General features: G+C 74.0%; 6 protein-coding genes. All 6 read left to right on the top strand.

Translation table 11 applies throughout. The features are described from left to right. Nucleotides 1–259 precede the first annotated feature (259 nt). The 6 genes from ACFUEL_RS29980 (at nt 260) to ACFUEL_RS29955 (ending at nt 8,237) form a co-directional block, all read left to right on the top strand. Nucleotides 260–1,672 (top strand): sensor histidine kinase, encoded by a 1,413-nt coding sequence (locus ACFUEL_RS29980; protein ID WP_380239914.1) that lies wholly within the window; start codon nt 260–262, stop codon nt 1,670–1,672. After that, nucleotides 1,624–2,292 (top strand): LuxR C-terminal-related transcriptional regulator, encoded by a 669-nt coding sequence (locus ACFUEL_RS29975; protein ID WP_380239913.1) that lies wholly within the window; start codon nt 1,624–1,626, stop codon nt 2,290–2,292. The genes ACFUEL_RS29980 and ACFUEL_RS29975 overlap by 49 nt, the downstream gene beginning before the upstream one ends. Nucleotides 2,293–2,587: 295 nt before the next feature. Further along, nucleotides 2,588–4,219, top strand: coding sequence for a DUF2637 domain-containing protein (locus ACFUEL_RS29970; protein WP_380239912.1), 1,632 nt, complete (start codon nt 2,588–2,590; stop codon nt 4,217–4,219). Between the two features lie 149 nt (nt 4,220–4,368). Beyond that, nucleotides 4,369–5,655, top strand: a complete 1,287-nt coding sequence (locus ACFUEL_RS29965; RefSeq protein ID WP_380239911.1) for a DUF6986 family protein — start codon at nt 4,369–4,371, stop codon at nt 5,653–5,655. A 173-nt stretch (nt 5,656–5,828) separates the two neighbouring features. Then, nucleotides 5,829–6,476, top strand: a complete 648-nt coding sequence (locus ACFUEL_RS29960; protein WP_380239910.1) for a YigZ family protein — start codon at nt 5,829–5,831, stop codon at nt 6,474–6,476. A gap of 255 nt (nt 6,477–6,731) precedes the next feature. Beyond that, nucleotides 6,732–8,237 carry a hypothetical protein gene (locus tag ACFUEL_RS29955; RefSeq protein ID WP_380239909.1) on the top strand — a complete coding sequence of 502 codons (1,506 nt, stop codon included), beginning with the start codon at nt 6,732–6,734 and terminating at the stop codon, nt 8,235–8,237. The last annotated feature ends 5 nt before the right edge of the window (nt 8,238–8,242 follow it).

Raw genomic sequence — 8,242 nt, 5'->3', positions numbered from 1 at the left:
CTAAGCCTCACAGCGCCGATGGTACTGCAGGGGGGACCCTGTGGGAGAGTAGGACGCCGCCGAACAATCATTGAAGGAAAAGCCCCCCGACGGGATGTCGGGGGGCTTTTTCGCGTTCCCGGGGGAGCAGGCGTCACCAAGGGGGGGTGGTGCTAGGTCCACCTCAAAGAGGGGTGACACGGCCAATGTGCCGGCCGTGGTGCTGAGGAGAGACTGAGAGCGTTCAGGGGACGGTGTCCTACTTCTCGGGGAGCGGATTTTGGCGACGACAGCATGGTTCGGCGATGGCGGGGCCCTCGGGGCCCTGGTTGCCGAGCGGGCGCGGGTGGGAGTGCGGGCCTGCGGGCAGGCCGTGGTGATGGTGGTGGCTGCAGCGGCTGGTCTGGTGGTGCCGGTGCTGGCGGTCGTGTGCACGGCTCTGATCCTGGGACACTTGTTCGACCAGGGGCCGCTGGGGCTGTATGCGGCGGTGCCGGTCGGGGCCGTGGTGGGGGTGTTGACGCTGTACTGGTTCGTGCGGCGCGGTGCGGGGTGGACGCGGTGGTGGGTGGGGCGGGAGGCCGGCGAGCAGTGGGGGGTGGTGTATTCGGTCCGGGAGCCGTTGGAGCAGGACGCGCGCGGATTCTGGTGGACGGGGGTGTCGTACCACCGGAGGCAGGGGGTGGCGCGGTTGGTGCAGTTCGTGCGCTGGGCGGTGCGGGACCACCAGGTGCAGCGGGAGGGGGTGTGGCTGCTGGCCAATCCGGTGGGGGTCGTGCTGTTGCTGGGGGTGCCGATGGCGTTGTTGTGGGGCGGGCTGGTGTTCATGGCCTCGGCGACGGTGGATTCGCGGCATTTCTTCGGGTTGAACAGCCAACCGTTGAACCTGCTGTTCTCCACGTTGATCGGCGGGGTGCTGGCTGCGGTCGGGTTGTCGGCGATGCCGTGGGCGGTGCGGACGCACGGGGCGCTCGCCTGCCGGGTGCTGGGCGGCGGGCCGCAGCCGAGTCGGGCGCAGTTGACCGAACGGGTGGCGCACCTGACGGAGACCCGGGCCGATGCGGTGGACGCGCAGGCGGCGGAGCTGCGGCGGATCGAGCGGGACCTGCACGACGGGGCGCAGGCGCGGTTGGTGACGATCGGGCTGACGCTGGGGACGATCGAGCACCTGATGGCCACGGACCAGACGGCGGCCCGGGAGCTGTTGGCGGAGGCCCGGGAGGCTTCGGCGAAGGCGTTGCAGGAGTTGCGTGATCTGGTGCGGGGCATCCACCCGCCGGTGCTGGCGGAGCGCGGACTGCCGGACGCGGTGCGCGAGTTGGCGCTGACATCGGTGGTGCCGACGGAGGTGACGGTGAGTCTGCCGGGGCGCCCGGAGGCGGCGCTGGAGACGGCGGTGTACTTCAGCGTGAGCGAGCTGCTGGTGAACGCGGCGAAGCACGCCCGCGCCCGGCACGTCTGGGTGGACGTGCTGCACCGGGCGGGCCGGCTGCGGGTGGTGGTGACGGACGACGGGCACGGGGGTGCGCGGATGGAGACGGACGGAGGACTGCGGGGGATCGAGAAGCGATTGGGTACGTTCGACGGAACGATCTCGCTCGACAGTCCGGTGGGCGGGCCGACCACGATCACGATGGAGCTGCCGTGCGCGTTGTCCTCGCCGAGGACCTCTACCTCCTCCGCCAGGGGCTGACCAGGCTGCTGGAGATCCACGGGTTCACCATCGCGGCGGCGGTGGAGACCGGGCCGGACCTGCTGGCGGCGCTGCTGTCCGAGCGGCCGGACGTGGCGGTGGTGGACGTCCGGCTGCCACCGACGCTGACGGACGAGGGGCTGCAGGCGGCGCTGGCGGCGCGCCGGGAGATCCCGGGCCTGCCGGTGCTGGTGCTGTCGCAGCACGTACAGCAGTTGTACGCGCGGGAGTTGCTGGCGGACGGCACGGGAGGGGTGGGGTACCTGCTCAAGGACCGGGTGTTCAACGCGGACCAGTTCGTGGACGCGGTGCGGCGGGTGGCGGGGGGAGGGACGGCGATGGATCCGGACGTGATCGGCCGGCTGCTGCAGCACAACGCCGGGTCGGAGCCGTTGCAGCGGTTGTCGCCACGGGAGCGGGAGGTGCTGGGGCTGATGGCGGAGGGCTGTTCGAACTCGGCGATCGCGGCGCGGCTGACGGTCAGCGACGGGGCGGTGGCCAAGCACATTGCCAACATCTTCGGGAAGTTGGAGCTCGCGCCGACGGAGGACGGCAATCGGCGGGTGCTGGCGGTGCTGGCGTACCTGGACGGCGCGGTGGAGCGGTCGGCGGGCGGCTGAACGGGGAGGCGGACGGGAGGCGGGCGCGGGGTCGGAGGGCACGCGGCGCGGGCCGGGAGCGGTGCGCGCATTGGTTTGGACCAGTGGAGGTGTAGTGGCGATCGGGGTCCGCGGTCCGGGCTGGCGACGGGGGAGAACGCCCGTGCGAGTAGTATCCGGTGGGCCGAGTCTGTCGACGGTGCACCGTCATCGCGTCCTGACGTGATGACGTGAAGTGCGCCCCGGGGCGGGGACGTGTACTCGGCGGCTACAGGTCGTATACGGCAGCTGCCGAGTCCCAGGGGTTGATCAACGAATGGCACGTCCTTCCCTTACCCGCGCGCACCGGGCACTGCTGGGTGTGGTGGCCGTCGGCGCGTGCGTGATCTCGGGCATCGGTTTCGCCGGGTCGTACAACTCGGTCCGCGACCTGGCGATGGAGAAGGGCTTCGGCGCCTTCTCGTACGCCTTCCCGATAGGCGTCGACGCGGGCATCGTGGTGCTGCTCTCGCTGGACCTGGTGCTGACCTGGCTGCGGATCCCGTTCCCGCTGCTGCGGCAGACGGCGTGGCTGCTGACCGCGGCGACGATCGCCTTCAACGCGGCGGCCTCCTGGGGCGACACCCTGGGCATGGCGATGCACGCGGTGATCCCGGTGCTGTTCGTGGTGGTGGTCGAGGCGTCCCGGCACGCGGTCGGGCGGATCGCGGCGATCACCGCGGACCGGCACATGGAGTCGGTGCGGCTGATGCGCTGGGTGCTGTCGCCGGTGCCGACCTTCCGGCTGTGGCGGCGGATGAAGCTCTGGGAGCTGCGCTCGTACGACGAGACGGTGCGGCTGGAGCAGAACCGGCTGGTGTACCGGGCCCAGCTGCGGTTCCGGTACGGGCGGGGCTGGCGGCGGTCGGCGCCGTTCCAGGCGCTGCTGCCGCTGAAGCTGGCGAAGTACGGCGTCCCGCTGGACCCGACGGTGCTGGACCGGATCGACGGCCCGCTGACGGTGCCGGGCGAAGCGGTGGAGGAGCCGGGGCTGGAGGTGCCGGCGGTGCGGGGCGGTCGCGGTCAGGTGACGCAGGCTCAGCCGGTGGCGCAGGCCCGGCCGGTGGCGCTGGGGGCACCGGGGCCGCAGGAGATCCCGCAGGCACAGGCACAGGCACAGGCACAAGCCCAGGCGCAGGCGGTGCCGCAGGTGTCCGCGGCGGTGGCGGTGCCGACGCTGGCGAAGCTGGCCGCGGTGCGGCTGCGCGATCAGCAGGACCCGGAGGCGGCGCAGGCCGCGCCGGTGATCGACCCGTCCGCGGAGCTGAACGTGTGGACGGCCCGCACGGTGCGCTCGCACGTGGCGCAGCCCGACCAGGAGGTGCACACGGCGCGGGTGCCGGGGCAGGCGTCGCCGTGGTTCAAGGCGCCGCGCCCGAGCGGTCCGGAGGAGGAGGCCCGTCCGCAGTCCGGCTACCAGCCGCCGCGCTCCGAGGCGTACGCCGAGCAGGGCGGCCGTTCGGAGGAGTTCCGTTCGGAGGAGTTCCGTTCGGAGGAGTTCCGTCCGGAGGGGTACCGGCCGGCGGCGGGCGGGCACGTCCGGGCGGCCGCTCCGCAGCAGCGAGCGGTGCAGGAGGAGGCGGAGGCGATCCTCGTGCCGGGCCGACCGGTGCGGCTGGAGACGATGGTGCCGTCCGAGCCGGAGCCGCTGCCGTTCGAGGAGGAGGCGCCGGTGCGCCGCCCGTTCGCGGGCGGGGCGGAGCCGCTGGACGGTGAGGAGTGCTTCGACGCGCTGGTGGCGTACATGGACACCTACGAGGACCAGCCGGACAAGGAGCAGTTCGCCGACTACCTGACGCAGCGCGGCATCGCGGGTTCGCGGCCGGACGGCGGTGTCGCGGTGAAGGACGTGGACAAGGTCTGGGCGGTCCTGCAGCGCCGGTACGTGACCTCGGGCCGCGGGGAGTGATCCGGGGCACCGTTCGGAGGTAACCACAGAACGCGATGGCCGTCCGCCGGTTCTTCCGGCCGGACGGCCATTGACGGTTCCGCGGGGCCGCCACTACCTTCGCATCAACAAATTGTTGAAGTCGCGCGATGAGTGGATGGAGTCCCCGGATGCCGCAGCCCGCCCAGGTCGGTGCCGACCGGTCCGTCTCGTTCTCGGACGCCGCCCGGGCGGCCGTCGAGGCGCTGCTGACGCCGGTGGACGCCGAGTTGACGCGCCGTTACCCCGGCGAGAGCGGCTCGCGCCAGCCGGTGCACACCGTGTACGTCCCGGCCGACGCGTTCGGGGCGGACACCGTCCGGGAGTGGGGCGCGCAGGCGCTCGCGGTCCTCGACGAGCACGCCGGGACGCCCGGACGGCTGGCCGAGGCGCTCGGGATCGCGGACGACGCGCTGCTGGCCGACGTGCACGCCCGGGTGCGGGCCAAGCTGGAGCGCGAACCGATCGAGGACCTGCGGATCGACTTCGAGGACGGCTACGGCCCGCGCCCCGACGCGGAGGAGGACGCCGAGGCCGTCCGGGCCGCCCGCCTGGTGGCCGCAGCGGTCGCCGACGGCAGCGCCCCGCCCTACATCGGGATCCGGATCAAGTGCATGGAGGCCGCCGTCCGGGCCCGCGGCATCCGCACCCTGGAGCTGTTCCTCGGCACCCTGGTGGCCGACGGCGGCGGCCTGCCGGACGGGCTGGTGCTGACCCTGCCCAAGGTCACGTACGCCGCCCAGGTCACCGCCCTGGTGCGGCTGCTGGAGGACTTCGAGCGCCGGGCCGGGCTGCCCGCCGGGCGGATCGGGTTCGAGATCCAGATCGAGACCACCCAGGCGATCCTCGGCCCGGACGGCCGGGCCACCGTCGCGCTGATGATCGAGGCCGCCGGGGGGCGCGCCACCGGCCTGCACTACGGCACCTTCGACTACAGCGCCGCCTGCGGGGTCTCCGCCGCCCACCAGAGCATGGACCACCCGGCGGCCGACCACGCCAAGGCCGTCATGCAGGTCGCCGCGGCCGGCACCGGCGTCCGGCTCTCCGACGGCTCCACCAACGTCGTCCCGGCCGGCACCGCCGAACAGGTGCACGCCGCCTGGCGGCTGCACCACGGCCTGGTCCGCCGCTCGCTGGCCCGCGCCTACTACCAGGGCTGGGACATGCACCCGGCCCACCTGCCGACCCGGTACGCCGCCGTCTACGCCTTCTACCGGGAGGGCCTGGAGGCCGCCTGCGCCCGGCTCGCCGCGTACGTCGCCAAGGCCGGCGGCGACGTGATGGACGAGCCCGCCACCGCCCGCGCGCTCAGCGGCTACGTGCTGCGCGGCCTGGACTGCGGCGCCGTCGACCTCGCCGAGGTCACCGGGCGCACCGGCCTCGACCGCGCCCGGCTGGACGCCCTGGCCGGGCGCTGAACGGTCGCCGGACGCCTGATCGGGCGCTGATCGGGCGCCGGGCGCTGAACGGGCATCGGACGGGTCCCGGGCGGACGCCGGGACGGGTCCCGGGCGGCCGGGCATAGGCTGGGCGGAGGACCGGCGCAGGGCCGGACGCCGAGACGAGACCGACAGCGGAGAGCACCAGCGCCATGGCGGAGCCGAGCCCCAAGCCGTACCTGACCGTCCGGGGCCCCGGCAGCCGTGAACTGGAGATCAAGAAGTCCCGGTTCATCTGCCACCTGGCGCGGGTCGCCGACGAGGACGAGGCACAGGCGTTCATCGCGGGCGTCCGCAAGCAGTACTGGGACGCCCGGCACAACTGCACCGCCTTCGTGGTCGGCGGCGAGCAGCCGCGCGAGCGCTCCAGCGACGACGGTGAGCCCGCCGGGACGGCCGGGGTGCCGATGCTGGAGGTGCTGCGGCGGCGCGGGGTGACCGACACCGCGGCCGTGGTGACCCGCTACTTCGGCGGGATCAAGCTCGGCGCGGGCGGCCTGGTGCGGGCGTACGGGACCGCGGTGTCCGAGGCGCTGGACGAGGTCGGGCTGCTGGAGCGGCGCCCCGTCGCGCTGCTGTCGGTGGCCGTCGACCACACCCGGGCCGGGCGGCTGGAGAACGACCTGCGGGCGGCCGGGTACGCGGTGGCCGGGCTGGAGTACCTGGCGGACGGGGTGCGGATCGAGGTGGGCGTCCCCGAGCCGGAGACGGCGGAGTTCCACACCTGGCTGGCCGAGGCCACCGGCGGATCGGCCGGGGCCCGCCCGGCGGGCCGCACCTTCGTCGAGGTCGAGGTCTGACGCCGGGTCAGCCGGGTGCGGAGAGTGCCGGGGGCCGCGTGCATCCCCCGCGGCGGAGCGGGTAGCAGAGGCGGCACCGGAGGCGTCCCCGTTGCCGCCGGATGACACCCGATCGAAGGAAGCGGGGCCGGATCCGGAACTTCCGCTCCTGGTCGTTTCGTCTCCTAGGTAGCAGCAACGATTCGCCCGATCCGCCATCGACCTCCGGGAGGAGGACTCGCAGAGCCCAGCACCGCACCACGGGAGGTTCCGCGCATGCCCACCGACCACGCCCAGCCGCCGTACCGGCTGACGGCCGCGACACCCCGTCCGCACCACGAGACCGCCGCCCTCGTCGACCAACTGCTCGCCGACTGGCTGAAGTCCGAAGGCCACCAGGAGCCCGCGCCCCGCGAACGGCAGGCGCCCCCCGAGCGACTACGGCTCGGTGAGAAGGTCCTGCTGGACCGCGACGACGGCCCGCTCCCCGGCCGAGGCCCCGGAGCCCGCTACGGCCGCCGCAGACTGCGCAGGCCCGCCGTGCACGGCACCGACCAACTGACCCTCACCCTGGCCTCCGACACCGCCGACGGCCCGACCCGGCTGCGGATCGAGGCCGAGCACCTCCCCGCCGGGCCCGCCGCCGTGCCGTCCGGCCGGGCGCCCGTCCCCGACCTGGTCCGCCGCCTGCTGCCGCTGCTCGACGCCGCCGAGGGCCCCGTGCCGCTCGCCGTGGCCCCCCGGCTGCTGGCGCCCGCCGACCTGGACGGCCTGATCGACGAACTCTGCGACCCCGAACGGCGGTTGCCCACCGTGGTGGCCAGCGTGCCGCCCGCCGTCCCGGTCGACCAGTGGCGGCAGCGGGTGCTCGACCCGCTGCTGCGCCAACTCCCCGGCCTGGCCTCGCTGTACGTGCTCGGGCACGGCACGCTGCCCCGGTTCAACCTGGCGCTGGAGTACCACAAGGTGTACGGCGGGGCGGTGCGCACCTTCCTGCCCGAGGTCGACCCGGCCTCCCGGGCCGACGCCGCCCGCCACCCCGTCCTGCCGCGCGGCCGGATCGACGAGAACCCGCGCCGCGCCGCCGCCCTGCTGGCCCGCGAACCGCGCCGGATCGCCGCCGAACTGCCGCTGCCCGCGCCACTGGACGCCGTCCCCGAGCTGTGGCTGCCGCCCGAGGTCCGCAAGGCCCCCGCCGCCCCCCGGGCCGTGGTCGAGCGCCCGCCGGCCCGCTTGGAGCGCTGCCGGCTGCGGATCGAGCCCCCGCGCGAGCCGCGCCGGTCCCGGTGCGGCAGCGGCCCGGCCAGCTTCGGCGAACTCGTCGACCGCTTCGGCGAGTTCACCCTGCTGGAGTTCACCGGTGACAGCAAGGAGACGCTCGCCCTGGACGGCCAGAGCGAGGCCGACGGCTGGGCCCGGCTCACCTGGGACGGTCTGACCGCGCTCCAGGAGTACGCGGACGCGGCCGTCCGCGGCGAGGCCGGCGGCGACTTCAAGCAGTGGTGCGAGCACACTCCGCCCGGCTGCCACCGCTTCCCGCCGCGCAAGGCCGTCCGCGGCGAGTCCCGCACCGTCGCCAGCCACGGCAAGTGGAAGCGCCAGCGGATGCTGCCCGTCCCCGCCGACGTCGACTCCTCCTGCCGCGCGTTCATGGGCGCCCACCTGCGGATCGGCGGCGGCGGCACCGCCCCCCGGGTGCACTACCTGGACGACTGCTCCGGCAGCGGCCGGATCTACGTCGGCTACATCGGGCTGCACCTGACCAACACCCGCACCAACTGACCGCC

The organism is Kitasatospora sp. NPDC057198 (assembly GCF_042670125.1).
Classification (GTDB): Bacteria; Actinomycetota; Actinomycetes; order Streptomycetales; family Streptomycetaceae; genus Kitasatospora.
The sequence above is the reverse complement of the archived record's forward strand: the minus strand, read 5'-3'. Positions and strand labels throughout refer to the sequence as shown.